22 protein-coding genes are annotated in these 25,651 nt (G+C 54.9%); 5 read left to right on the plus strand and 17 right to left on the minus strand.

The features are described 5' to 3' along the window. The first annotated feature begins 20 nt into the window (after positions 1-20). The 4 genes from C3Z11_RS12915 to yacG all read left to right on the plus strand — a co-directional run bounded on the left by C3Z11_RS12915 (position 21) and on the right by yacG (position 3,127). A complete protein-coding gene (locus tag C3Z11_RS12915) occupies positions 21-1,259 on the plus strand; it encodes a type II secretion system F family protein (protein ID WP_106478359.1) in 1,239 nt (412 codons plus the stop codon). 51 nt (positions 1,260-1,310) lie between these two features. Further along, the gene (locus C3Z11_RS12920) at positions 1,311-2,180 is read left to right on the plus strand and encodes a prepilin peptidase (protein ID WP_106478360.1); all 870 of its coding nucleotides are present in this window, start codon (positions 1,311-1,313) and stop codon (positions 2,178-2,180) included. 19 nt (positions 2,181-2,199) lie between these two features. Next, a complete protein-coding gene (coaE, locus tag C3Z11_RS12925) occupies positions 2,200-2,826 on the plus strand; it encodes a dephospho-CoA kinase (RefSeq protein WP_106478361.1) in 627 nt (208 codons plus the stop codon). 64 nt (positions 2,827-2,890) lie between these two features. Further along, entirely contained in the window at positions 2,891-3,127 is a 237-nt protein-coding gene (gene yacG, locus C3Z11_RS12930) for a DNA gyrase inhibitor YacG (RefSeq protein ID WP_106478362.1), read from the plus strand. Positions 3,128-3,228: 101 nt separating this feature from the next. Here yacG and C3Z11_RS12935 read toward each other — a convergent pair whose 3' ends face one another. The 4 genes from C3Z11_RS12935 to C3Z11_RS12950 all read right to left on the minus strand — a co-directional run bounded on the left by C3Z11_RS12935 (position 3,229) and on the right by C3Z11_RS12950 (position 8,772). Next, positions 3,229-4,173, minus strand: a complete 945-nt coding sequence (locus C3Z11_RS12935) for a Nudix family hydrolase (protein ID WP_106478363.1) — start codon at positions 4,171-4,173, stop codon at positions 3,229-3,231. A gap of 137 nt (positions 4,174-4,310) precedes the next feature. Next, the gene (gene argJ / locus C3Z11_RS12940) at positions 4,311-5,516 is read right to left on the minus strand and encodes a bifunctional glutamate N-acetyltransferase/amino-acid acetyltransferase ArgJ (protein ID WP_106478364.1); all 1,206 of its coding nucleotides are present in this window, start codon (positions 5,514-5,516) and stop codon (positions 4,311-4,313) included. A gap of 108 nt (positions 5,517-5,624) precedes the next feature. After that, entirely contained in the window at positions 5,625-8,372 is a 2,748-nt protein-coding gene (gene secA / locus C3Z11_RS12945; protein ID WP_106478365.1) for a preprotein translocase subunit SecA, read from the minus strand. A 37-nt stretch (positions 8,373-8,409) separates the two neighbouring features. After that, a complete protein-coding gene (locus C3Z11_RS12950; protein WP_106478366.1) occupies positions 8,410-8,772 on the minus strand; it encodes a hypothetical protein in 363 nt (120 codons plus the stop codon). A 37-nt stretch (positions 8,773-8,809) separates the two neighbouring features. On the opposite strand from C3Z11_RS12950, the gene C3Z11_RS12955 reads away from it, so the two are divergent. Further along, positions 8,810-9,295 carry a DUF721 domain-containing protein gene (locus tag C3Z11_RS12955; RefSeq protein ID WP_106478367.1) on the plus strand — a complete coding sequence of 162 codons (486 nt, stop codon included), beginning with the start codon at positions 8,810-8,812 and terminating at the stop codon, positions 9,293-9,295. A 115-nt stretch (positions 9,296-9,410) separates the two neighbouring features. Here the strand turns inward: C3Z11_RS12955 and lpxC are convergent, their stop codons facing one another. The 13 genes from lpxC to C3Z11_RS13020 all read right to left on the minus strand — a co-directional run bounded on the left by lpxC (position 9,411) and on the right by C3Z11_RS13020 (position 25,622). Further along, a complete protein-coding gene (lpxC, locus tag C3Z11_RS12960; protein ID WP_106478368.1) occupies positions 9,411-10,322 on the minus strand; it encodes a UDP-3-O-acyl-N-acetylglucosamine deacetylase in 912 nt (303 codons plus the stop codon). A gap of 152 nt (positions 10,323-10,474) precedes the next feature. Continuing rightward, entirely contained in the window at positions 10,475-11,632 is a 1,158-nt protein-coding gene (ftsZ, locus tag C3Z11_RS12965; RefSeq protein ID WP_106478369.1) for a cell division protein FtsZ, read from the minus strand. Positions 11,633-11,670: 38 nt separating this feature from the next. Then, positions 11,671-12,969, minus strand: coding sequence for a cell division protein FtsA (gene ftsA, locus C3Z11_RS12970; protein ID WP_106478370.1), 1,299 nt, complete (start codon positions 12,967-12,969; stop codon positions 11,671-11,673). Positions 12,970-13,198: 229 nt separating this feature from the next. Further along, on the minus strand, positions 13,199-13,924 hold the full coding sequence (locus C3Z11_RS12975; RefSeq protein WP_106478371.1) for a cell division protein FtsQ/DivIB: 726 nt from the start codon (positions 13,922-13,924) through the stop codon (positions 13,199-13,201). Between the two features lie 11 nt (positions 13,925-13,935). Further along, a complete protein-coding gene (locus tag C3Z11_RS12980; protein WP_106478372.1) occupies positions 13,936-14,880 on the minus strand; it encodes a D-alanine--D-alanine ligase in 945 nt (314 codons plus the stop codon). Further along, positions 14,877-16,313 carry a UDP-N-acetylmuramate--L-alanine ligase gene (murC, locus tag C3Z11_RS12985; protein ID WP_106478373.1) on the minus strand — a complete coding sequence of 479 codons (1,437 nt, stop codon included), beginning with the start codon at positions 16,311-16,313 and terminating at the stop codon, positions 14,877-14,879. The genes C3Z11_RS12980 and murC overlap by 4 nt, the downstream gene beginning before the upstream one ends. Before the next feature lie 19 nt (positions 16,314-16,332). Further along, a complete protein-coding gene (gene murG, locus C3Z11_RS12990; RefSeq protein WP_262927390.1) occupies positions 16,333-17,430 on the minus strand; it encodes an undecaprenyldiphospho-muramoylpentapeptide beta-N-acetylglucosaminyltransferase in 1,098 nt (365 codons plus the stop codon). Then, the gene (gene ftsW / locus C3Z11_RS12995; RefSeq protein WP_106478374.1) at positions 17,417-18,637 is read right to left on the minus strand and encodes a putative lipid II flippase FtsW; all 1,221 of its coding nucleotides are present in this window, start codon (positions 18,635-18,637) and stop codon (positions 17,417-17,419) included. The genes murG and ftsW overlap by 14 nt, the downstream gene beginning before the upstream one ends. Next, positions 18,634-19,998 (minus strand): UDP-N-acetylmuramoyl-L-alanine--D-glutamate ligase, encoded by a 1,365-nt coding sequence (gene murD, locus C3Z11_RS13000; protein ID WP_106478375.1) that lies wholly within the window; start codon positions 19,996-19,998, stop codon positions 18,634-18,636. Before murD ends, ftsW begins: the two co-directional genes overlap by 4 nt. Before the next feature lie 4 nt (positions 19,999-20,002). Next, complete coding sequence (gene mraY, locus C3Z11_RS13005; protein ID WP_106478376.1) at positions 20,003-21,085, minus strand: phospho-N-acetylmuramoyl-pentapeptide-transferase; 1,083 nt, start codon at positions 21,083-21,085, stop codon at positions 20,003-20,005. 13 nt (positions 21,086-21,098) lie between these two features. Next, entirely contained in the window at positions 21,099-22,460 is a 1,362-nt protein-coding gene (locus tag C3Z11_RS13010; RefSeq protein WP_106478377.1) for a UDP-N-acetylmuramoyl-tripeptide--D-alanyl-D-alanine ligase, read from the minus strand. After that, complete coding sequence (locus tag C3Z11_RS13015) at positions 22,453-23,925, minus strand: UDP-N-acetylmuramoyl-L-alanyl-D-glutamate--2,6-diaminopimelate ligase (RefSeq protein ID WP_106478378.1); 1,473 nt, start codon at positions 23,923-23,925, stop codon at positions 22,453-22,455. The genes C3Z11_RS13010 and C3Z11_RS13015 overlap by 8 nt, the downstream gene beginning before the upstream one ends. Next, positions 23,922-25,622, minus strand: a complete 1,701-nt coding sequence (locus tag C3Z11_RS13020; RefSeq protein WP_262927406.1) for a peptidoglycan D,D-transpeptidase FtsI family protein — start codon at positions 25,620-25,622, stop codon at positions 23,922-23,924. Before C3Z11_RS13020 ends, C3Z11_RS13015 begins: the two co-directional genes overlap by 4 nt. Positions 25,623-25,651 lie beyond the last annotated feature (29 nt).

The following is a 25,651-nucleotide window of genomic DNA, read 5'->3' on the forward strand; positions in this document are numbered from 1 at the left end:
GTCAACGCAGGATTAAACGCATGGCAACATCACCGGTACGCGCAAAAGATCGACACAAGACGCGCATCGATACGTGGCAATGGCGTGGCAAAAATGCACGCGGCGAAATGGTGCGTGGCGAGCTGGCCGCCGCTGATTATGAGCATGTCCGCCGCACCTTGGCCCAGCAAAGTATTATCGTTAAAAGCATCCGCAAGCAGCGCAAATTACCTGGCTTTACCAAGCGCGTGCGTCCACGCGACATTACCCTTTTCGCTCGTCAGATGGCGACCATGCTGCGCGCCGGCATTCCTTTACTGCAGTCCTTTACCGCGGTGGCAGACAGCACGCGCAACCCGGCCATGCGCAATTTCATCGAAACACTACATAAGGACGTGGCGGGAGGCATGAACTTCTCCAAAGCGCTGGCCAAGCATCCACGCCATGTCGATGAATTGTTCGTCCATCTGGTCGAGGCCGGTGAACAGGCCGGTGTGCTCGATGGCATGCTGGAGCGAGTAGCGACTTACAAGGAAAAGCTCGATGCGCTGAAAGCTCGGGTAAAAAAGGCGATGTATTACCCCACGGCGGTGCTTGGCGTGGGCTTTGGCGTCACGGCCCTGCTGCTGGTCAAGGTCGTGCCCCAGTTCGAAAGCATGTTCAAGGGCTTCGGCGCCGAACTTCCGATGCCGACTCAGGTGACTATCGCACTTTCCGAAGCCGCCCAAGCTCATTGGTTGCAGGCCGTTATCGCGCTGGTCGCGGTTATCTTCGGGCTACGTGTCGCGTTGAAACGCTCGCCAGCCTTCTCCATGCAGGTCAGCCGCCTGATGTTGCGCCTACCGATACTGGGTACGATCCTTGACCGCTCAGCCATTGCTCGTTTCTCGCGCACGCTCGCGACAACCTTTGCTGCCGGGGTGCCATTGATGGATGCGCTGGAGACGTCTGCCGGCGCGTCTGGCAACCGGGTATATCAACGCGCCATTTTAGTGATACGCGAGGATGTGAGTTCAGGCCAGCAGCTACATTTCGCGATGCGGAATACCCGGCTCTTTTCAGCCCTGGCCATTCAAATGGTCGCCATTGGGGAGGAAGCAGGTTCTTTGGATGCGATGCTCAACAAGGTGGCAGATTTCTACGAAGAAGATGTCGAAACACGTGTGGACACGCTGACATCGTTACTTGAGCCATTTATCATCGTGGTACTTGGCATTCTGGTGGGCGGTCTTGTAGTGTCCATGTACTTGCCGATTTTTGAGCTCGGCAACGCTATTTAATCATCCAAAGCCCTATCGCTGAGCCGCTGGACACATCAGTAGGAATTTACTTTGACGTTTTTCGATACGCTGCCCACCTGGCTGCTCGCTATTCTGGCAATAATCTTCGGCTTGACCATCGGCAGTTTTCTTAATGTCGTGATCATACGTCTACCAGTCATGCTGATGCGTACCTGGCGGGCTGAAGCGCGCGAAGCCCTGGAACTGCCAGAGGAAACACTACCCCGATTCGATCTGATCGCGCCCCGCTCGCAGTGCCCAAACTGCGATACCCCCATTGCCTGGCACGATAACGTACCCTTGCTCGGTTACTTCAAGCGTCGAGGCCGCTGTGCCCACTGCGCCAAGCCGATCAGCCTTCAGTATCCGTTAATTGAACTGAGTGCCGCTTTGCTGACACTCGCCATGGCGCTACTGCATGGGGTGTCATGGGCCAGCCTGGCATTATTGGCCGCCTGCCTGACGCTACTGGTCCAGGCCGTTATCGACCTTCGCACCCAACTACTGCCGGATATTCTCACGCTTGGGCTATTATGGGGCGGCCTACTTTATCAGTGGCTACTGTTTCCAGACCGGCTAGAGGACAGTGTCGCCGGCGCTATATTCGGCTATGGCGTGCTATGGATATTTTATTGGCTGTTCAAGTTGCTGACGGGCAAGGAAGGCATGGGCCATGGCGATTTTAAGCTATTAGCCGCCCTGGGCGCCTGGCTTGGCTGGCAAGCGTTACCTTTGCTATTAACGTTGTCCGCCGGGCTCGGCGCCATCATTGGCCTGCTCATTCAGATCAGCATGCCAAGAATGCGTGGCATGCCCATGGCATTTGGCCCCTATCTGGTCATTGCAGGCTGGCTATTGATACTACAAGGTGAAGCGGTAACGCGGGTTTATTATCAGTTGCTCGGTCTACCCTTGCACTGAGAGCCCGACGCCGCAGGCCATGTTTCATCTGACGGAGAAGAGCGTGCTTACCATAGGGGTAACCGGCGGAATCGCTTCCGGCAAGACCACAGTTGCCGAGAGCTTTGCACGGCGCGGCATCGCATGGGTCGATGTCGATCATATTGCGCGCGAGATCGTCGCCCCGGGAGAACCGGCCTTTGAAGCTATCCGGGCACGCTTTGGCGAAGCGGTCATTGATGATCACCAGCAGCTTGATCGGCGGGCGTTACGTACCATCATATTCAATGACCCTGCACAGCGACAGTGGCTGGAATCCGTGACTCACCCACGCATTCGAGAGCGTCTCATTGAACGTCTGGAGGCCATGCCTGGCCCCTATCGCTTACTGGTATCGCCGCTGCTGTTTGAAACAGGGCAGCATGCCTTGGTCGATCGCACCCTGGTCGTTGATGTTCCTGAAACCGTGCAGCTCGAGCGTACGACCAGACGTGACGGTGTTGATGAGCCCCAGGCCCGCGCAATCATCCATGCACAGATGCCTCGCAGCGAACGTCTGGCACGCGCCGATGACATGATTGAGAACCATGGTGACCGTGCAGATATTGAAGCGCGTATTGATACACTTGATCGTTTCTATCGTCAGTTGGCACACGATCTCGCTTGATTGAAACTCAAGACCTGCAACAATAGCTGATCGACAAGATGCTTACTGGAGCCACCACTCGCGCATGAACGAACAAACGCCTTCTCAGCGCCCTTTCAAGGTTGCCTGCCCTCAATGCGGCACGAGTGTCACCTGGTCGAGTGATAGCCTTTACCGTCCCTTCTGCTCAAAACGCTGCAAGTTGATCGATCTCGGTGCCTGGGCGGACGAATCCCATCGTATCCCCGGTGAAATGGCGATGGACGAATCGGACCTCGACATGTTGATAGATCAATTAGAGCGCGGTCAGTCGAAGAATTGAGAAAGCTGCGCACCCCTTGTTTCTTAGCGTGCGGAAACAAGCTCAACAAAAAGCCCGTGGGGTTAAACCCACGGGCTTTTCATATACAGATAGCGTACGTTTTATTCCCAGAACGCACGAATCGAGGCGATACCTTGTGCGCCTACGGCACGCGCATGGTCGCTATCGGCATGTGTAACGCCGCCAAGCGCAAACACTGGCATATCGGCACATTCCACAAGCTGCTGAAAGTCATGCCAGCCTATCGTCACCGCATTAGGGTGTGAGGGCGTGTCACGCAGCGGCGACAGAGTGACGAAATCACAACCAATTCGAGTAGCCTGCGTCAGCTGTTCGGAATTATGTGTCGAAGCTGACAGCCACTTACCCACCGCAATCGGCCGGCGTGACAGTGACATTAACGCCTGGCTGGTCAGATGGATGCCATCGGCATCAATGGTCTCCAGCAATGAGGGTGCGCCATTCAACATCAACAGTGCACCATACTTACGACAGTACGCCAGCGTCTTCTCCGCGCGAGCACGGTAGGCATCATCATCCAGAGTCTTGGCACGCAGTTGAACGAGGCGAATATGTCTATCACGCAGGGCGCGCTCAAGCTTCTGTTCAAATTGCGCCTCATCCTCCTCCTCACCGGTGATGAGATAGTTGTGAGGCAATGCCACGGCCCGAATGATAGGAACATTGGCCGCTGGAAAATTATATCTGCAGAGATCCTCAACATTTACCCAACGCACAGCTTGCCCTTCACGACCATAGGGTTCGCCTTCGAACAGGCGTACTTCCCATACATCGAGAAGAATATGCTTGTCAGGATATTCATGATGGACGCGAATTAACGGTTGAGCACGGCCGATGTTAATGCCCAGCTCCTCGCGCAATTCACGCTTCAGTGCCTCGAATCCCGTCTCATAGGGAGCAAGCTTACCCCCCGGGAATTCCCACAGGCCACCCTGATCAGCAATCGAGGGGCGGCGAGCAAGCAACACCTGCCCCTGATCGTTATAGATGGCAGCTGCCGCGACGTGTACCCTTCTTTTCGGCATTGTCCCACGTTACCTTGATACTTGACGTAATAGCGACGCTTTGGCGTCGCAGCTACATTGACGGCGCAGTGCAGCGCCGTTCGACTCGAAACATCAGGCGAACCCGGCATTTCGCTCACTTTACAGGAAACCTGAGGCTAGCTGCGATAGTCCGCATTGATCGACACATAGTCATGGGACAGATCGGACGTCCAGACTTGGGCACTTTTTTCACCACGCCCCAGCCTGATCGTGATGACAATCTCTTCCTTTGCCATCGCAGCACTACCCTTCGCCTCGGTATAGCCTTCTGCCCGCCCGCCTCGCTCAGCGATGGTGACACCATTGATATCGAGACTGACGCCAGTAACATCGAGCGCCTCAATCGGCGCCCGACCAATCGCGGCAAGAATGCGACCCCAGTTGGCATCCGAGGCGTAAAGCGCTGTCTTGACCAGCGGTGAATGGGCTACCGTGAAGGCAACATCGAGCGCTTCGGTCTCGCTCTTCGCCTCACGCACATCAAGTGTGATGAATTTGGTTGCCCCTTCGCCATCGCGTACGATGGCCTGCGCCAGCTCAAGCAGTACCTCATTTAGCGCTGTAGCAAAGGCTGCAACATGCTCGCCTTCGATGCGCGGTCCACGACCGGTAGCAATCAGCGTGCAGGCGTCATTGGTCGAGGTATCGGAATCGATCGTGATGCGATTGAATGACCTATCAACAGCCGCACGCAGCAGATGTTGCAATTGCGCCTGTTCGATTTCAGCATCGGTTGCGACAAAAGCCAGCATGGTTGCCATGTTGGGCTGGATCATGCCTGCTCCTTTAGAAATTCCGGCAATATTAACGCGCTGGCCCTCAATCACGATGTGCCGACAAGCTCCTTTGGGTCGAGTATCTGTGGTCAGGATACCCTCAGCGGCAGCTTGCCACCCTTCAGCCGAGAGCCCAGGCAATGCCTCATCAAGCCCTGCCGTGAGCTTGGCGACAGGCAAAGGCTCACCAATCACACCGGTAGAATATGGCAGGATAGCTTCAGGCACTGTACCAGTGCGTTCGGCAAGCGCTGCACAGCAGGCACGCGCATCCTGCATTCCGGCCTCTCCCGTGCCAGCGTTGGCGTTACCTGTATTGATCAGCAAGTAGCGAGGCGCGGCGTCCACCAGATGACGTTTGGCAATCTGGATAGGTGCGGCACTGAACGCGTTACGCGTAAAGGTAGCAGCGACATGCGATCCTTCAGCGATCTCGATCACGACTAGATCGCGACGGCCAGGCTTCTTGATCCCCGCGCTCGCCACACCTAGACGCACCCCTTCTATTACAGGCATTTCAGGAAACTGCGCTGCGCCTACCGCCATATTTCACTCCTTACGCTTTCGATGCGTAGCGCCTCGAAAACCATCCGGTGTTAGTCCATAAAAAGCACGCCGCCCAGCGACGTGCCTTTCATCGATCACGTCTGACCCTCAGCTCAAGCGGCCATGGCACTGCTTATATTTTTTCCCTGAGCCGCATGGGCACGGATCGTTGCGGCCAACCTTGGGCATATCGCGTTTAACAGTGCCTTGATGTACGGTTTCGGCACCGGCAATGGCCTGCTCAGTAACTTGCGCTTCGGCCGCACTCTCCTCCAACGCCACGTCTTCGCGACTCAATTCGCTGGCAGCCCGCTCACGCTCAAACGTTTCTCGACGTTGACGTTCAAGCTCTTCAACTTCCTCATGCTTGCGCACCTGGACATGGCTCAAAATACGCACCACGTCAGATTTGATATTGTGCAGTAGGTGCTGGAACAGCTCGAACGCTTCACGCTTGTATTCCTGCTTGGGATTTTTTTGCGCGTAGCCGCGCAAGTGGATACCCCGGCGCAGATGATCCATCGACTGAAGATGCTCTTTCCAGCGTGTATCGAGTACCTGAAGCATGACCTGCTTTTCGAAACGACGCATCATCTCGACACCGACCGCCGCCTCTTTATCGGCAAACAGTTGGGTGTGCTGCTGCTGAAGCCGTTCACGCAGCATTTCCTCATCAAGATTTTCATCCTCTTCTGCCCACTGAGCCACCGGGGCATCGATTGCGAATTCCTGATGAAGATGTTGTTCAAGCCCTTCGAGATCCCACTGTTCAGGCAAGCTTTGTGGTGGCACGTAATCTGAAATAGCTGCATCAAGGACTTCAGCCCGAAGCCCTGCGATATTTTCGGATAAATCGTTCGTCGCCAAAATATCGTCACGCTGCTCGTAGATTACCCGACGCTGATCATTGGAAACGTCATCATACTCAAGCAGCTGCTTGCGAATATCGAAGTTGCGCCCTTCCACCTTCTTCTGGGCACGCTCGACCGCATTGGAGACCATCTTATGCTCGATCGCCTCGCCACGCTCCAGGCCCAACGCGGTCATCAAACGCTGTACCCGTTCGGACCCGAACAGACGCATCAGGTTATCTTCGAGCGAAAGGAAGAAGCGGGTTGAACCTGGGTCGCCCTGACGACCGGCACGTCCACGAAGCTGATTATCAATCCGGCGTGACTCATGACGCTCGGAGCCGATCACATGCAAGCCACCAGCCTGCAAAACGCTATCGTGTCGCTTCTGCCAGTCGGCCTTGATAGCGGCAATCTGTTCTTCACTTGGCGCATCGAGAGCTGCGACTTCGCTCTCCCAATTACCACCAAGCATGATATCCGTACCACGCCCGGCCATATTGGTCGCGATCGTTACCGCGCCGGGCCGCCCAGCCTGAGCAATGACTTCCGCTTCACTGGCATGCTGCTTTGCATTCAGAACATTATGGGGAATCTTCTGCTCTCGCATCATGCCGGAAAGATATTCTGAACTCTCAATCGAAGCCGTACCCACCAGTATGGGGCGCCCGGCTGCCATCTTGTCCTTGATATCCTCGATGATCGCTTCAAATTTCTCGACCGTCGAAAGATAAACCAGATCATTCATATCTTTACGAGCGAGTGGCCTGTTGGTCGGAATGACCAGCACATCAAGGCCATATATCTCGCGAAACTCAAACGCTTCAGTATCGGCCGTACCGGTCATGCCGGAGAGTTTGTCATACAAGCGGAAGTAGTTCTGGAAAGTCGTCGATGCCAGTGTCTGGCTTTCCTTCTGAATATTGACGCCTTCCTTGGCCTCGACGGCTTGATGAAGTCCTTCTGACCAGCGTCGTCCGGGCATGGTGCGCCCAGTATGTTCATCAACAATGATGACTTCGCCATTAGAGACGATATAGTCGACATCACGCTGGAAGAGATTACGTGCCCTCAGGGCCGAATGCACATGGTGCAGCAAGCCAAGATTCTGGGCAGCATAAAGAGAATCTTCCTCCGCCAGCAGCTCGGCACCACGCATTAAATTCTCGACGTGTTGATGGCCCTTTTCGGTCAGCTCGACCTGTTTTTGCTTTTCATCAATGACGAAGTCGCCGCTCTCGGGATCTTCCGGGTCCTCGCAGCGCGTCAACTGAGTGGAGAGATGATCTATGGCCTTGTAAAGGTCAATATTTTCTTCGACCGGCCCGGAAATAATCAACGGCGTACGCGCTTCGTCAATCAAGATTGAATCGACTTCGTCGATGATGGCGAAGTGCAGCTTACGCTGGACCTTGTCTTCCAGCGAAAACGCCATGTTGTCACGTAGGTAATCAAAGCCGTATTCGTTATTGGTGCCGTATGTAATGTCAGCCGCATAGGCTGCCTTTTTTTCAGCCTGGGACTGTCCGGAATAGATGACACCTACCGTCAGGCCAAGATATTCATACAGTGGACGCATCCAGGCGGCATCACGGCTGGCAAGATAATCATTGACGGTAACAACGTGCACACCAAGTCCCGGCAACGCATTGAGATAGACCGCCAACGTTGACATGAGGGTCTTGCCCTCACCGGTTTTCATCTCGGCAATGCGGCCTTCATGCAGCGTCATGCCACCGATCAGCTGTACATCGAATTGACGCATCCCCATGACGCGCTTGGACGCCTCACGCACCATGGCAAACGCTTCGGGCAACAGCTTATCGATTGACTCACCCTGACTCAGCCGATCACGGAATTCAGCGGTCTTGGCCTGAAGCGTCTGATCATCCAAGGCCTGAAAATCAGCTTCAAGTGCGTTGATCTGCGTCACGACCTTGCGCATCCGCTTCAATTCACGCTCGTTCTTACTACCGATAACTTTGCGTACCAACGCATTTAACATTACAGAATCCTGTCATTTTGTCTTAAAAAGATTACGTTCATGCACCACAGAGCGATCTCACCGGTGGTCCACGACGAGACAGGACATCCTCCTCTGCAGTAATACGTGCCTGACCGAAACCGGTAACGACAGGCTGGCGATGACAACGTACAAATATGGGCTTTTTGAATCGGCGCTCAGGCCGCTTGCGCCGCTGCCTGGAAATGACGCGAATGGATTCCGGCGCCTGCAGGCATATCCGTACCAAGCGCTCAGTAAAACCATCAGCGCGAATCTGAACCAGCCCCATAGGCCACAGGCAGCCAAATAACAGGCCGGCCAACCACCACTGGGTACGGTGACGTCTTGCTGAACGAGGCTTTTTAGCACTCGTTATGCTGTGATCAGATCCATCGTTCATGATAGATTGCTTGGATATTCCTTCGTGCGGCAAGCCCATGAGTATAAAGGCTAAACACGGACGCGCCCAGTCCGCAGCTCTATTGTTACAGCAAGGCTCACTTCACAAAGGCACTGGCCTCGCCTCATTGATGCATAAAGCCCAGTTGCTGGCCCAGGCACAACGGCACTTGATTGACCATTTACCTGCAGAGCTACATGAGCACGTCTTTGTCGGTGGTTATCATGAAGGACGATTGACCATCATTACCGACCGAGCCGTTTGGCTCACGTGGTTGCGCTTCGAACAGGCCCGCCTGCTTGAGCTTCTACGTCAGTTACCCGCCTTTGAAAGTATTATGGGATTAACCTTCAAGGTTCGCCCCATTCGACCTCTGCGCTTTACCCCACAGAAGCCACGTCAACTATCAACTGAAGCCGCGCATCAGTTAGAAGAGTGCGCCAAGGATATTGAGGATCCAAAGCTACAAAAGGCTCTGAAGCGTCTGGCATCTCATGCGGCGAGATCATCACAGCCAGACTGAGCTTGTAGAATATACAGCTTTCAACCTGCAAACCATGAACAGCAGCATTTCAGGTAGCCTTGAAAACAAATGCGCCGGCACAAGGCCGGCGCAATTTGAATGCTGACAAGAACTTTTACATGGCCATCGCTGGCGCCGAGTAGGAGATCGGAGCGGTCTCCGTATTCTCGAATGTCACAATTTCCCATGCTTCCTGCTGCTGCAATAATGCACGCACCAGCTGATTATTGAGACCATGACCCGACTTATAGCCGCGGAATTCACCAATCAAGCTATGGCCCAACTGGTAAAGATCGCCTATGGCATCAAGCACCTTATGACGAACAAACTCATCTTCATAACGCAGGCCATCTTCGTTAAGGATGCGATATTCATCAACAACGATAGCGTTATCGAGACTGCCACCAAGCGCAAGGTTCTGTGAACGCAGGTACTCAAGGTCACGCATAAAACCAAATGTGCGTGCACGACTGACTTCCTTTACAAAGGAAGTCGTCGAGAAATCGACACTGACCGCCTGCTTTTGATGCTCAAAAACAGGATGGTTGAAATTGATCGCCAAACTTACCTTGAAACCGTTATACGGCAGGAAACAAGCGTGCTTATCTCCATCTGAAACAGAAATTTCGCGCTTTATGCGAATAAACTTCTTGGCCGCTTCCTGTTCAGCGATACCCGCCGATTGAATCAAGAAGACGAAAGGGCCAGCACTACCGTCCATAATAGGCACTTCAGGCGCACTAAGCTCGACATAGACATTATCTATCCCTAAGCCCGCGAGCGCAGACATCAAATGTTCAACGGTAGCGACACGAACATCATTGACCGCCACTGCTGTACACATGACAGTGTCATGGACATTTTCCGGATGTGCAGGTATCTGCACTACGGGATCAAGGTCTGTTCTCACGAAGATGATGCCTGTATTGACAGGCGCCGGTCGCAGCGTGAGATACACCTTTTTACCAGAGTGCAAACCGACACCGGTTGCACGAATGGTATTTTGTAAAGTTCTTTGTCGAATCATAGGCTGGTGCCTGGCAGGGAAGCATTCAAGCAAGTATTTATCATGATATCAGCTCCCAGCGTGCCCAACAACGAACACTGTTCGATTTGAGCATAATCCTTATTATTTACCATTTCTCAACAAATCGAGATAAGGGCGCTTGCGCGCCCTACTCAATCGGCCTGGCGACGTAGAAACGCAGGAATATCGAGATAGTCTTCCCGCTCTTGAGTCTTACGCCGCTTATCTTTGTTTTCTTCTTTTTCTTTAGCCGCCTGCTGCTGACGCATGACGGTCGGCTGCTGCAGCTTGCGATAATCGTTCGACTCCGAACGTGAAGCATGCGTTTCACGCGACGCTACTTTCTTTTCACGTCCATCAAGCCCAGCTGCGACTACCGTAACACGTAGCTCATCTGACATGTCCATATCGATCGCGGTACCGACGACGATCGTTGCATCTTGGGAAGCAAACTCCTGGACCGTTGCACCAACATCATTGAACTCACCAATAGACAAGTCGGGGCCCGCTGTGATGTTGACCAGAATTCCACGTGCACCGTTGAGATCGATGTCTTCCAACAATGGGCTGCGAATCGCCTTCTCGGCGGCTTCACGCGCCCGGTTTTCGCCAACGGCCGAACCGGTGCCCATCATCGCCATACCCATCTCGGACATCACGGTACGCACGTCGGCAAAGTCGACGTTGATAATACCCGGACTGGTAATCAGCTCAGCAATCCCCTGCACAGCGCCTAACAGAACATCATTTGCAGCGCTAAATGCTGTCAGAAGGCTAGCGTTCTTGCCTAATACGGTCAGCAGCTTTTCATTAGGAATGGTGATCAGGGAATCGACATGCTCGGAGAGCTCTTTCATGCCCTCTTCCGCTGCTCGCTGTCGTTTGGGCCCCTCAAAAGGGAAAGGACGCGTGACCACAGCCACCGTCAGAATGCCCAACTCCTTGGCTACCTGTGCGACGACAGGCGCACCACCTGTGCCCGTACCGCCGCCCATACCGGCAGTAATAAACACCATATCGGCGCCCTGCAGCAATTCAGCGATACGCTCGCGATCTTCCATCGCGGCCTGACGCCCCACTTCGGGATTGGCACCGGCACCTAATCCTTTAGTGATTTCGCTACCTAATTGTAAAACAGTTTTCGCAGCGACACGTTTAAGTGCCTGGGCATCGGTGTTGGCGCAGATGAACTCAACGCCTTCGATGTTACTCTCAACCATGTGGTTGACTGCATTACCGCCACCACCACCTACGCCAATCACCTTGATGACTGCGCTGCTGGATGGTGCGTTATCTACTAGCTCGAACATAAGCCCCGTCTCCTGTGACTGCTCTACGCACAGTCTTATCAGAAATTTCCTTTGAACCAGCCTTTAATCCGCTCCAGCGCGGAGGGTACCCCCTCGGAATAATGACGTTCCGAGTGGTGGCGATCCTGGTAACTGCGGCGCGCGTGCTCTTCCCTACGGGGCTGGACCGTAGTAGGCATACGCGTGGAATGGCGCATACCATAAAGTAACAAGCCTACGCCTGTTGAATAAATTGGGTTGCGCACAACATCGGCAAGCCCACGCACGTTCTGAGGGCAGGCGATACGTACGGGCATATGAAAGATCTCTTCTGCAAGTTCGACGACACCTTCCATCCGGGACGTACCTCCCGTCAATACAACGCCTGCAGCGACAAGATCTTCGTATCCACTGCGGCGTAACTCCTCACGGACAAGCGTGAACAGCTCTTCATATCGCGGCTCAACCACTTCGGCCAATGCCTGCCGAGAAAGATCACGTGCTGGTCGATCACCAACACTGGGCACCTTGATCATCTCGTCACTACTGGCAAGTTGTGTCAATGCACAGGCGTATTTGACCTTGATGTCTTCAGCATACTGGGTCGGCGTACGCAGCGCCATGGCGATATCATTAGTCACCTGATCGCCAGCAATCGGAATCACTGCCGTATGACGGATCGCACCCTCCGTGAAAACAGCAATATCGGTTGTCCCGCCACCGATATCGACCATGCAAACGCCCAGCTCTCGTTCATCTTCAGTCAGAACGGCATGGCTTGATGCAAGCTGTTCAAGAATAATGTCGTCAACTTCAAGACCGCAGCGGCGTACGCACTTTTCAATATTCTGAACAGCATTCAATGCCGCTGTTACTAGATGAACGCGTGCTTCGAGCCTTACTCCAGACATACCGAGCGGCTCGCGGATACCTTCTTGGGTATCAATGGCATATTCCTGAGGAAGCACGTGTAAGATACGTTGCCCCTCAGAAATGGCACGGGCACGGGCCGAATCAATGACCCGCTCGATATCGGAAGGGGTGACTTCACGTTCTTTAATCGCGACGACACCATCGGAGTTCATCGAACTGATATGGCTGCCGGCGATGCCAACAAAGACAGAGTGGATATCGCAACCAGCCATCAATTCGGCTTCCTCTACCGCACGCTGAATTGACTGCACGGTAGATTCAATATTGATCACTACGCCCTTTTTCATACCGCGCGAAGGGTGTGAACCGATACCAGCGATTTCTATCCCGCCGTCATCGGTTGGCTGACCGACGATCGCCACGACTTTAGACGTTCCGATATCCAGCCCGACCACCATATTGGAAGCGTTGGATTGTCCTGCCATAGGCCGGGCTTACTCCTTGGTAATCACTGGATTAAATTGACTTGGTTTATTCCGTTAACAACTATTGCATTAGCGGATAAACGTAAGCGACTTAAGGCAATTAAACGCCTTTAAACAGCACTGAGAATACGGCCATTTATGCACGAAAGAAATACCCCATTCCATTAACGTGCATAAAATAACGTGAAAAAACGTCTATTTACTTAGTTAAGTACTGCAATAACTATTTCTATTGTTTTTCAGCATCTTCAGCCATCGACGTTTCACCATGCCATGCAACGGCAATGCCATTGGGATAACGTAAATCAATGTAACGGATACGCTCAGCCTGCTTATTGAGCCCACGCTGCCAAGCCGCAATGAACCGTTTCAGGCGATCCGTACCGTCGTTTCTTCCCAGCATGACCCATACATTGTCATCGACCTGAAAGCGCCAAGCGCCTCGCGGCTCGAGACGAAGCTGGGTCACCTTCATACCAAGCGGTGCCAATGTCCGCTGCAACTTATCTAGATAAGCCAGAACTTCAGAGCCGCTTCCGCGCGGCCCGGCAAGATTGGGCAGACGCCCGACACTCATGATCGAGCCGACTTTAAAAGGTTCGCCATCACTATTAAGCAACTCATTATCATTCCACCACGCCACTGGCCGCTGCTCATAAAGTTCAAACGTTAAGGCGTTAGGCCAATGGCGCGCAACGCGTGCTTCATGAATCCAATCGATCCCGCGCGCCTCATCGCGGACACGATCCAAATCGATAGATAGCCACGTCTGCCCGCGAATCAAAGGCGAAAGATGGCGCTGTAAATAAGCCGCATTGACATGGTGCAGATCACCGCGAATCGAGACCGTTTCAATGGGTCTATCCAGCCACAGCCAGAGCGTCCGACCACCGGCGCCCAATAACGCCACGATCAGAATAAGGCCCAACAAACGATTGGAAGTGCTACTGGCCATGCAAGCTCTCGTCAGGACGCGACGTCAGTCTCGAAAGTGGTAGTGAGGATACGCAGCACTAGCGCATCGAAATTGATACCCACATGCGCTGCAGCCTGAGGTACGAGACTATGATCGGTCATCCCTGGTGAAGTATTGATTTCGAGCAACCAGAACTTGCCATCACTGTCACGCATTACATCGAGGCGTCCCCACCCCTTCGCCCCAACAACATCGAACGCATTGCGGCAAAGAGTAGCCAGCTCTTCCTCTTCCCAGTCGGAAAGACCGCTCGGCAAGAAATAACGTGTTTCGTCAGAGAAATACTTGGCCTCGTAGTCGTAGAAGCCACTCACTGCTTCGACACGGATCGCTGGCAGCACCTGATCACCTAAAATGGCTACGGTATACTCCGGCCCTTTGATGAATCGCTCTGCCATAATGGCAGTATCGAAACGACAGGAGTCATGATACGCCTGCTCCAACGCAGCCGGATCGCTTACGATGCTTAACCCAAGCGTTGATCCTTCATGAACCGGTTTGACGACTAGCGGCAAGCCAAGACGCTCGACAACGGACTGCCAATTCATATGAGCATGAAGCTCAAGACTCTCAGGGGTTGGCAACTCGCACGCCCGCCAAAGCAGTTTGGTACGCTGCTTGTCCATTCCGATGGCTGATCCCAGTACGCCACTGCCAGTGTAAGGAATACCCAGCAATTCGAGCGCACCTTGCAGAGTGCCATCCTCACCGCCTCGTCCATGCAGGGCAATAAAGACCCGGTCAGGCGCGAGCTGCTCAAGCCCCGCCAATCCTCCGTCAGCCGGATCATAGCCTACAGCGTCGACGCCCTGACGCTTAAGCGCCGCCAGTACGGCATTGCCGCTGAGTAGTGATACTTCCCGCTCAGCCGAATTGCCCCCCAGAAGTACCGCAACACGCCCGAAATCCCTTTTTTCGGCAGGCGTAGAAATCATGTCAGCGTCACCTTTTCCATATCGAGTTGACTCGTTGCCAATGCCACACTGATTCCCCCAATGTCACCTGCCCCCTGGGTAATCAGGATATCGCCATCACGCAACACATTGCCCAACAGCATAGGCAGCGCTTGCTTGCTTTCGACAAACAACGGGTCCACTTGACCCCGCTGACGAATCGAACCGGCCAGAGTACGGCCATCTGCGCCGGGAATAGGCACTTCACCCGCGCTATAGATATCAAGCAACAGCAGCGTATCAACACCGGAGAGCACACGCACGAAGTCCTCATACAGATCATGCGTACGCGAGTAACGGTGGGGTTGATAGATCATCACCAGCCGGCGCTCCGGCCATCCCTCGCGCACGGCACGAATCACCATCTCGACTTCGCGGGGATGATGACCATAATCATCAACCAGCATCACAGAGCCGCCCTCGGGTGAAGCGGTCATTTCCCCCTTGGGCAGAGCATAATGGCCGTGCACTTGGAAACGACGCCCAACCCCAGCAAAGCTCGCAAGCGCCCGGACGATGGCTTGATCGCTGACACCGGCATCGGTAGCTACCGCTATGGCCGCAAGGGCATTCAGGGCATTATGTTGCCCAGGCATATTCAATGAGATATCCAGATTGGCATGACCCGCCGGACGTACCGCGGTAAAGCGGATCTCACCGCCCTCCTGTCGGAATTCCTCTATACGGTAATCAGCATCTTGATCAAAGCCATAAGTCACAAACTGACGCTGGACACGGGGCAGCAGGCTGCGAAGTACCGGATCATCGAGACACAGGATCGCCAGACCGTAGAATGGCAGATTATGCAGGAATTCAAGAAAGGTATCCTGCAGGCGAGAGAAATCCCCTTCATACGTCGCCATATGATCGGCATCGATATTGGTCACGATGGCTAGCATTGGCTGCAGATGCAGGAAGGAAGCGTCTGATTCATCCGCCTCAGCAACGAGATAATCGCCCTCGCCCAGACGCGCGTTGGTTCCGGCACTGGTCAAGCGCCCTCCGATCACGAATGTCGGATCGAGGCCGCCTTCGGCCAAAAGCGTTGCGGTCAAGCTTGTGGTGGTCGTCTTGCCATGCGTGCCCGCTACGGCAATGCCGTGTCTGAAACGCATCAACTCAGCCAGCATCTCTGCCCGCCGCACAACGGGTATACGATGCTCCTGCGCATATGCCACTTCAGGATTGCTACTATCAACCGCACTGGAAACGACTACTACATCGGCGCCACAGGCATTTTCCGAGGTATGACCGATCGCCACCTCAATACCACAGGTGCGCAGATGTGCCGTGACCGCGGACTCCTTAAGATCGCTGCCGCTGACGCCAAACCCCTGCGTGCTCAGCACCTCAGCAATACCGCACATGCCAGAGCCGCCAATGCCGACGAAATGGATACGGTTGATACGACGCATTCCTCTGCGCGAATGGGTACTAGTAAGCAAAACCTATCTCCATGCAGCCGGCCGCCATGATATCCATCGCGTCGAGCCGGGCCTTGCCACGTGCGCGTATCGCCATGGCGGCGAGTGTTTCTGGGTTGAGCAGCGCCTTGAGCATGTCGGCAAGATACGCTGCACTCATCTCGTTTTGAGGTAATAGCCGAGCGGCATCGGCATCGGTCAAATAGCGTGCATTGGTCCGTTGATGGTCATCGACGGCAAAGGGAAACGGCACCAGAATCGAAGGCTTTGCCGCAGCGGCCAGCTCGGCAACGGTCAGCGCACCCGAGCGGCACACAATCAAGTCGGCCCAGTCATAGGCGGCTGCCATATCGTCTATAAATGCGCTTATCTCAGCATTAATGCTAGCTGCGGCATAACGCTCGCGTGTTGCCGCGTCCTTATCTCGCCCGGCCTGATGACGCACCTCTGGGCGAAGATCCTCTGGCAACAGTGCCAGCGCCTGTGGCACGCAATCATTAAGCGCCTTGGCACCAAGCGAGCCGCCGACCACAAGCAACCGCAGTGGGCGTCCACGCATCTGTTGCGCGCTACGCGGCGGCTGACCGACTAAAGCGATCTCGTCGCGTACCGGATTGCCCACCACTTCAACACCACGCTCAGCGGGAAAGGCTGAGGGAAAGGCGGCATAAACGCGAGCGGCAAAACGCGCCAGCATCTTATTGGTCATGCCTGCCACAGCATTCTGCTCATGGATAACCAGCGGTCGTTTCATCAACCACGCCGCTAACCCACCCGGGCCGCTGGCGAACCCGCCCATACCGATTACCAGGCCAGGGTCGAGCTTATCAATAATCTTTCTGGCCTGATTGATGGCACGCAAAAGCCTAAACGGTGCCTTTAGCCAGCCAAGCACGCCTTTGCCTCTCAAGCCCACTACATTGATATGATGCAGCGGTAGTTCTGCCTGCGGCACCAGAGTATTTTCAAGCCCTCGTGGCGTTCCTAGCCAATGCACCTCGACCCCATGCGCCTGAAGCGCCTTTGCCAACGACAAGGCTGGAATAACATGCCCGCCCGTACCGCCTGCCATGATCAATGCACGCCGCTGACGGTTACCCTTGTCCATCGAGCGCCTCCTGCTGCGATATATGCATGCGACGCTCGCTAGCACGTGCTTTAGCTGCTGCTCGCCGGCGACTGCGGGTTTCACCATCAACACGCAGCAGCAGACCAACCATGGCACCGCTAACCAGTAGGCTCGAGCCCCCATAACTCAGCAGCGGCAACGTCAGTCCTTTGGTCGGCAGCAGACCTGCATTGACGGCGATATTGATAAAGGCCTGAGCACCAAAGATCAATGCAATGCCGTAGCAGGTGTAGGCTGCGAACAATCTCCCGCCGAGTTCGGCGTTGCGACCGATGCGAAAGGCCCGGAAAACTAAAATGGCGAATAACAACACAACGCCGATCGCCCCCGGCAACCCCAACTCTTCTGCCAATACCGAGAAAACGAAATCAGTATGAGCTTCAGGAAGATAAAAAAGCTTCTGTACACTATTACCGAGACCAAGACCAAGCCAGCCGCCGCGGCCAAACGCAATCAGCGCTTGGGTCAGCTGGTAACCGGAACTGTACTGATTGGCCCAAGGATCAAGGAAACTGGTAATACGCTGCAGACGGTAAGGTTCGGCAATAGCGATGAAGGCACCAAGCGCAATCACGGCACCCGCAAGCAGGATGAAGCGCCACATCGAAGCCCCTGCCAGCAATAGCATACCCATGACGGTCGCGAGCATGACGACCGTCGTCCCGTAGTCGGGTTCAAGAATCATCAAACCGCCAAGACCGAACGTCAGACAAAGAGGCGCCAGAAAGCCCCACCAGCTGGTACGCACACGTTCAAGATGACGCTCAAGATAACCGCTGATGTAAATGACAAGACAGAGCTTGGCAACTTCCGAGGCCTGTAAATTAATTATACCTAGTGAAATCCAGCGCTTGCTGCCATTCACATCACGGCCAACGATCAGCACCGCTGCAAGCAAAATCGCGGCGACAAGCAACAATGCCGGTCCATTGTTTCGCCACCACGTCATGGGAATACGCATGACCACCATGGCGGAGCACAACGCTATTAATACAAAAATACCGTGGCGAATGCTGAAATAATAAGGATTGCCGGTCAGACTCGTGGCGATTTCACTCGACGCTGATGTCACCATGATCCAACCGGTTGACAGCAAAGCAATACTTGCCGTCAAAAGCCAGCCATCAAGCGCGTGGCGCGCCGTAGAAAAACGAGGACTGGAAAAAAGTTGATCCCAGGACTTCATGCCTTATCCTCACATGCCTGCACCCAGGCTCGAAAAGCCTCGCCCCGAGCCTCGTAGTTGCTGAACTGATCGAGACTTGCACAGGCTGGAGAAAGCAGCACACAATCGCCAGCATGAGCGACACCATGGGCATACTGCATGGCCTGAACTAGCGTGTCCACACGATGCACCGGCACATTATGTTCTATCGCCTGGGCGATCCTGCCCGCATCGGTGCCATACAGCACAGCTATGCGCGCATAACGCCCCAGTGATGCGGCCAATGGTGCAAAATCAGCGCCTTTACCCAACCCACCCGCCAGCAGGATCAGCTTTCCTGCCAAGGTCGGCCCCAGCCCTTCTATTGCCGCCAGCGTCGCACCGACATTGGTACCTTTGGAGTCGTTAATCCAACAAACGCCATCGCGCTCTGCCACGAACTCAGCGCGATGCGGCAAGCCGGCAAAGCGGGTCAAAACATGGCACATCGCTTCAAGAGACCAGTGCATGCAACTACCGATTGCCAATGCAGCAAGCACATTGGCAATATTATGCAGTCCCTGAAGACGCACCTCACGCATCGCCATTAGCGGCGTGTCGCCCCGCATCAGATAAAGTTCCCCATCGCGCATTGCCATACCCCAATCGCCTTCAGATGGCGCATTCAGAGTAAAGCGCGTTACGGTACCGGCAAAGGTATCGACTGGCGATGTCCGATCATCATCGCCGTTAATCACAGCGGAACGTGCACCGACAAAAATACGCTGCTTCGCCGCGCCATACGCCGCCATCCCGTCATGTCTGTCGAGATGATCTTCACTCAGGTTGAGATAACAGGCGACATCGGCACCAAGGTGGCGTGTGGTTTCCAGTTGAAATGAGGAAAGCTCAAGAACGAAGCATTCAGCATCGGGATGGAGAGTAAGCAGATCAAGCGCAGGCGTACCAAGATTGCCGCCTACAGCGACCTTGATGCCAGCCTCCTGTGCCATTTCACCGACCAACGTGGTCACCGTGGATTTGGCATTCGAGCCGGTAATGGCCAGCAGCGAAGCCGGACGTGGACGCTGCCCTAAGGCGCGCACGAACAGCTCTATCTCGCCGACGATAAGCGCTTGTACCGTTTCAAGCCCCGGTGTACGCGGATCGACCCCGGGGCTAAGCACAATTTCACCAACCCCATCGAGATCCAGCTCAGTCAACGCGCCACAGTGCACCTCGACATCGGGATATTCACTGCAAAAAGCGTCGAGCCCAGCCGGCGCACTTCGCGTATCTGCCACGCTGAAGGGAACCCCTAGTCGAGACAAATGGCGCGCGATGGCGCGCCCGGAAATACCGAGCCCGACAACAAGCGTGTAACCTTTCTGAATACACTTCATGGCGTCAGCGGATCTTCAACGTCGCCAGACCAAGCAGTACCAGAACCACGGTGATGATCCAGAAACGGACAATAACGCGGGGCTCAGGCCATCCCTTGAGCTCGAAATGATGATGCAGCGGTGCCATTCTGAAAACGCGTCGGCCCGTCAACTTGAAAGAAGCAACCTGTACAATGACCGACACTGTTTCCATGACGAACACACCACCCATGATGAACAGGACAATTTCCTGTCGCACTACCACGGCGACAACCCCCAGCGCAGCTCCCAGCGCCAGTGCCCCCACATCGCCCATGAACACCTGGGCGGGATAGGTGTTGAACCACAGAAAGCCCAACCCCGCACCAATAATCGCCCCACAGAATACCGCCATCTCTCCGGCGCCAAGCACAAAGGGGATATTCAAATAAGCCGCAAAATTGGCATTGCCACTCGCATAGGCAAATACAGCCAGTCCCATCGCCACCAACACGGTGGGCATGATTGCCAGGCCATCGAGGCCATCGGTCAGGTTGACGGCATTGGAGCTGCCTACGATAACGAAATAGGTCAAGACGACATAGAAACCGCCCAGCGGAATGACAATATCCTTGAACAGCGGCACGATCAGGCTGGTTTCAACCGGCGCAGCAGCGGTCATATAAAGGATGAACGCTGCGACGAGCCCGATGACTGATTGCCAGAGATATTTCCATCTTGCCGGCAATCCACGCGGATTCTTTTCGACCACCTTACGGTAATCATCCACCCAGCCAACCGCACCAAAGCCAAGCGTAACCAGCAGGACCAACCAGACATAGTGACTGCGCAGATCACCCCACAACAACGTCGCGATGGCAATCGAGACCAGAATCATCGCCCCACCCATAGTCGGCGTACCGGCTTTGGAAAGATGTGACTGAGGACCGTCATTACGAATAGCCTGCCCGATCTGGCGTTCAACCAGCCGCTGAATCATGTAAGGGCCAATAATCAGGCACAGCAATAATGCTGTTAGCGTGGCCAGAATCATGCGCAGAGTAAGATAGCTGAAGACGCTGAAGGCGCTTTGGAGTTGTGCCAGCAATTCGGCGAGAAAGAGCAACATGTATCGCGTTCACCTAGTTAGTATCTGCACGCAGCTCGGTTACAAGTCTTTCCATACCGGCACTGCGCGACCCCTTGACCAGTACACTGGCGTTAACGGGTACGTGATATCGGGCATACGCCAGAAGCGATGCCCAATCGTCAAAGTGATGCCCCTGTAAGCCAAACGCCTCGGCCGCTGGTCGTGCGTTTTCACCTAAGGTGCCTAAAAAATCGATCTTCAGTTCCCGTGCATGCCGGCCGATCTCAGCGTGCAGACGCGCCGTATCATCGCCCAACTCCCCCATCGCACCAAGAAAACACCAGCGAGGCGATGGTAATGTCGCCAATGCTTCAAGTGCAGCCTTTACTGCGCCTGGATTGGCATTATAAGAATCATCCAGCAACCGCGACTGATTAATGCCTGCCAGCAATGTCAGGCGCCCCGGCACACCATCACAGGCCGTGAGCCCCGCCACGATTGCCTCATCAGGAATCCCCAGCGCGTGTGCCGCCGCCGCCGCTGCCAAGGCATTGCGAACATTGTGCAACCCCAACAGCCTAAGCTGAACATGGCCAGCATGCTCTCCATTCAAGACAAGCGTGAAAGCATAGCGCCCTAGTTCATCGCCCGCCAAGTCATTGACCGTCACGCAAGCCGCTTCCTGCAGGCTGAAATCCAGCACCTGCGCACTCCCGGCAAGTGCTTGCCACACGGGAAAGTAGCGATCGTCACGGTTGAGCACCGCCACGCCATCGGCCCCTAACCCAGCAAGAATTTCCCCCTTCGCCTGAGCGATGTGCCCCGAGCCGCCGAATTCCCCCACGTGAGCATCCGTCACATTGGTGATAACCGCCACATCGGGACGCGCCAGTGACGCAGTCCAGGCAATTTCACCCAAATGGTTGGCCCCAAGCTCGACCACGGCATAACGATGTTGCGGCTGAAGCCCTAACAGAGTCAGCGGTGCGCCTATATCGTTGTTGAGATTACCTTGCGTGGCAAGCGTATGTTCCATACCGACATGCTGAGCACATATCGACGCCAGCATCGCCTTGACCGATGTCTTGCCGCTATTACCGGTAATCGCTGCGAGTCGTCCGTTCCAAGCCAACCGCCGAGCCCGCGCGAGCAGGCCCAACGCAAGGCGAGTATCAGCCACTTCAAGCTGAACAAGCGCATCGTCCTGCAGCTGATCGACAACTGCCGCCACCGCCCCGCGCTCACGTGCAACGCTCAGATAATCATGACCATCGAAACGTTCACCCCGCAGCGCCAGAAACAAGTCACCCGGCTCCAGAATGCGCGTATCGGTAACGATGCGTTTGACTTCCAACGTTTGCGGCGGCTGAGCAACCCCCAGCGTTGCAGCAATCTGACCAAGCGATTCAGACATCGCGCGTCTCCAGCGCCTGCAGGGCGATCTCAACATCAGAGAATGGGTGACGTACGCCAGCGATTTCCTGGTAGGTTTCATGCCCTTTGCCAGCAATCAGGATCACATCGTCAGCGTTCGCACGTGTGATCACAGTTTCAATGGCCACACTGCGTCCTTCTATATTCAAGGCCCGCGCCGGGTCATTCAGTCCGGCCTGCAGCTCGGCCCGAATGTCCTCTGGGGATTCACTACGCGGATTATCATCGGTAATCACAACATCATCAGCATGCTGCTCTGCGATGCTGGCCATCACCGGACGTTTGCCACGATCACGATCGCCACCGCACCCCACGACACACCATAGTCGACCGGGAACATGCGCTTTAAGCGCGACGAGCGCATTCTCAAGCGCATTAGGGGTATGGGCATAATCCACTACCACTACCGGGCACCCTGCTCGCTTGAGTCGCTGCATGCGTCCGGGGACAGGCGTGAGCGTTGCAGCCGCTTGCCACAGGGCATCGAGGCTATCGCCTAACGCATAAAGTGTCGCTATCGCCAGGAGCACATTATCTAGGTTGAAACGGCCCATTAACGCAAGCGTGAGAGTCCTCTCACCTTCCGGCGTTTTGATCACGGCGCTTTGACCATCAGACTCAGCCCGCCACCGCTTAATGCGGAACTCACAGGTAGCGTCACGTCCCACAGACACCACCTTCACATGCGACCTGACGCCGGCCGTCATCAAACGGGCCAGCGGGTCCTGGGCATTAACAATCGCAACTTCAAGCTCATCACGCTGAAAAAGGCGCGCCTTTGACGCCGCATAGGCACTCATGCTGCCGTGATAATCAAGATGATCACGGGTGAGATTGGTAAACACTGCCGCTCGGATATGGCAACCATCAAGCCGCCCCTGATCGAGCGCATGGGATGATGCCTCCATTGCCACACGCTCACATTGCTGATCAGCGAGCATGCGCAACGCCCGCTGCACACCTACTGCATCCGGCGTCGTCAGGCCCGTATCGGTCAATGCGCCAAGGCGTCCACACCCTAATGTACCGATAAGCCCGGCAGGATGATTCAGCCGCTGTGAAAGTTCTGCAAGGTAATGGGTCACTGAACTCTTGCCATTGGTACCGGTCACTGCGATTTGCGCAAGCGACTCAGGCACAGCAAACGCTTGATGGGCTAACTCTCCAAGACACGACTTGACGTCATCACTCACCATAACGCGCGAGTCTGTGCTTGGATAAGGCGCCTGCGCCAGCACCAAAGCTGCACCTGACGCAAGCGCCGCATCAATATAGTCACGGCCATCCTGACGTGTACCTGGAATAGCGATAAATACATCGCCTGCTACAATCCGGCGCGAGTCAAGGTGTAGATTCAAATGGCTACGAAGTTCAGGCCAGACACGCCCCGGCCATAAAGCGTCAAGAACATGGCGCAGATGCGCTCCTTGCAGAACATCATTCATTCTATTGACTCCGCAACATCATTGGCCGCTTCCGCTTCCTTGACCTGCTCTTTGGGCGACTCCCATTTCCCGTGAGTCTGCTCATCGGGAGGCACATCAAGTAGCCGTAGCGCCTTACCGGCAACACGGGCAAAGATGGGCGCGGCAACCAGGCCACCGTAATACTCTTCACCCTTGGCGTTGTCGATCGAGATCACCGTAATGATGCGCGGATCGGTCACCGGAGCGATACCGACGAAATTGGAGCGATACGCCTCGGTCTGATAACCGGTAGTCAGTACCTTACGCACCGTACCGGTTTTCCCCGCGACGCGGTATCCTTCTATGGCTGCGCGGCTTCCGCCGCCGTAAGGCCCGACGACCGTTTCCATCATCTCCAGCACGCTATGGGCAATCTCAGGCGAAACGATCTGATCCCCCTCAGGCGGCTTGTCGACTTTTAAAAGCGTTGGCGGCACACGCTTGCCATCGTTAGTCAGTGCGGTATAGGCACTCGCCAACTGCACGGCTGATACTGACAGACCATAACCGTAGGCGATGGTGGCACGCTTGGCTTTTGACCAGTGGTAAGGCGGCGGCAAGCTTCCCGTTGTTTCACCGGGAAACCCCAACCCCGGCGCATGGCCCAGGCCGAGCTTGTCATATTGATTCCAGACCGCATCATCGGGTAGCGCAAGCGCCATATGCGTCATGCCAATGTTTGATGATTTAGTGATGATGCCGGTCATCGTCAATTTGCCGAAATTGCGAATATCACGAATGGTATAACCATCGAGGCGCATCCAGCCCGGTGAAGTGTCAATGACCGTGTCTGGTGTGAACTTGCCTGACGCCAATCCCGCTGTCATGGCCAGCGGCTTGACTACCGAGCCCGGCTCAAACGCATCGGTGATCGCCCGATTACGTAACCCGGCGATATCCATGTTGGCGCGATTATTGGGGTTATAGGAAGGTAGGTTGGCCATCGCCAGCACTTCACCGGTATGGGCATCCATCATCACCAGGGTACCGGCATCGGCATGATGCTCTTGAACCGCGGCCTTGAGCTCACGATAGGCCATATACTGCAGACGCAAATTGATGGAAAGCTGTAGATCGCCGCCCGGACGCGCCTCCTTGATCAAATGCAGATCACGTACCAATCGCCCCTTTCGATCCTTCAACACCCGACGCTTACCCGGCACGCCGGAAAGATACTTGTCATAGGCAAGCTCAAGGCCTTCCTGGCCATGATCATCGATATTGGTTACCCCGAGCACCTGCGAGGCGACCTCACCGGCCGGATAGTAACGCTTGTACTCATGCTTGCCGTAAACACCGGCTATTTGTAGATCAAGCACCGCCTGCGCTGGCTCAGGCGTGACCTGACGCTTCAAATACATGAAGCCTTTGTCACGATAACGATCGACGCGATCGATAAAAGTGGTAGGGTCTTCCTTTAGCGCCTTGGCGAGCATGGTCAATTGTACACGATCGTCAGGCAGCTCCTTGGGGTTGGCCCATAGCGTGACGACGGGGGTCGAAATCGCCAATGGTTCACCTTCCCGATCAGTGATCATACCGCGATGGGCATCGATGCTCTCGACCCGCAACGTCCGTGCATCGCCCTGCCCCTGCAGAAACTTATGATCGAGTACCTGCAGATCAATGATACGCCCCACCAGTACCATCAATGCCGCCAGGATCACGATAAGCATGAAGCGGTAGCGCCAAGGAGGAAGCGCAC

Origin of the sequence: Phytohalomonas tamaricis (assembly GCF_003012345.1) — a bacterium.
Taxonomy (GTDB): domain Bacteria; phylum Pseudomonadota; class Gammaproteobacteria; order Pseudomonadales; family Halomonadaceae; genus Phytohalomonas; species Phytohalomonas tamaricis.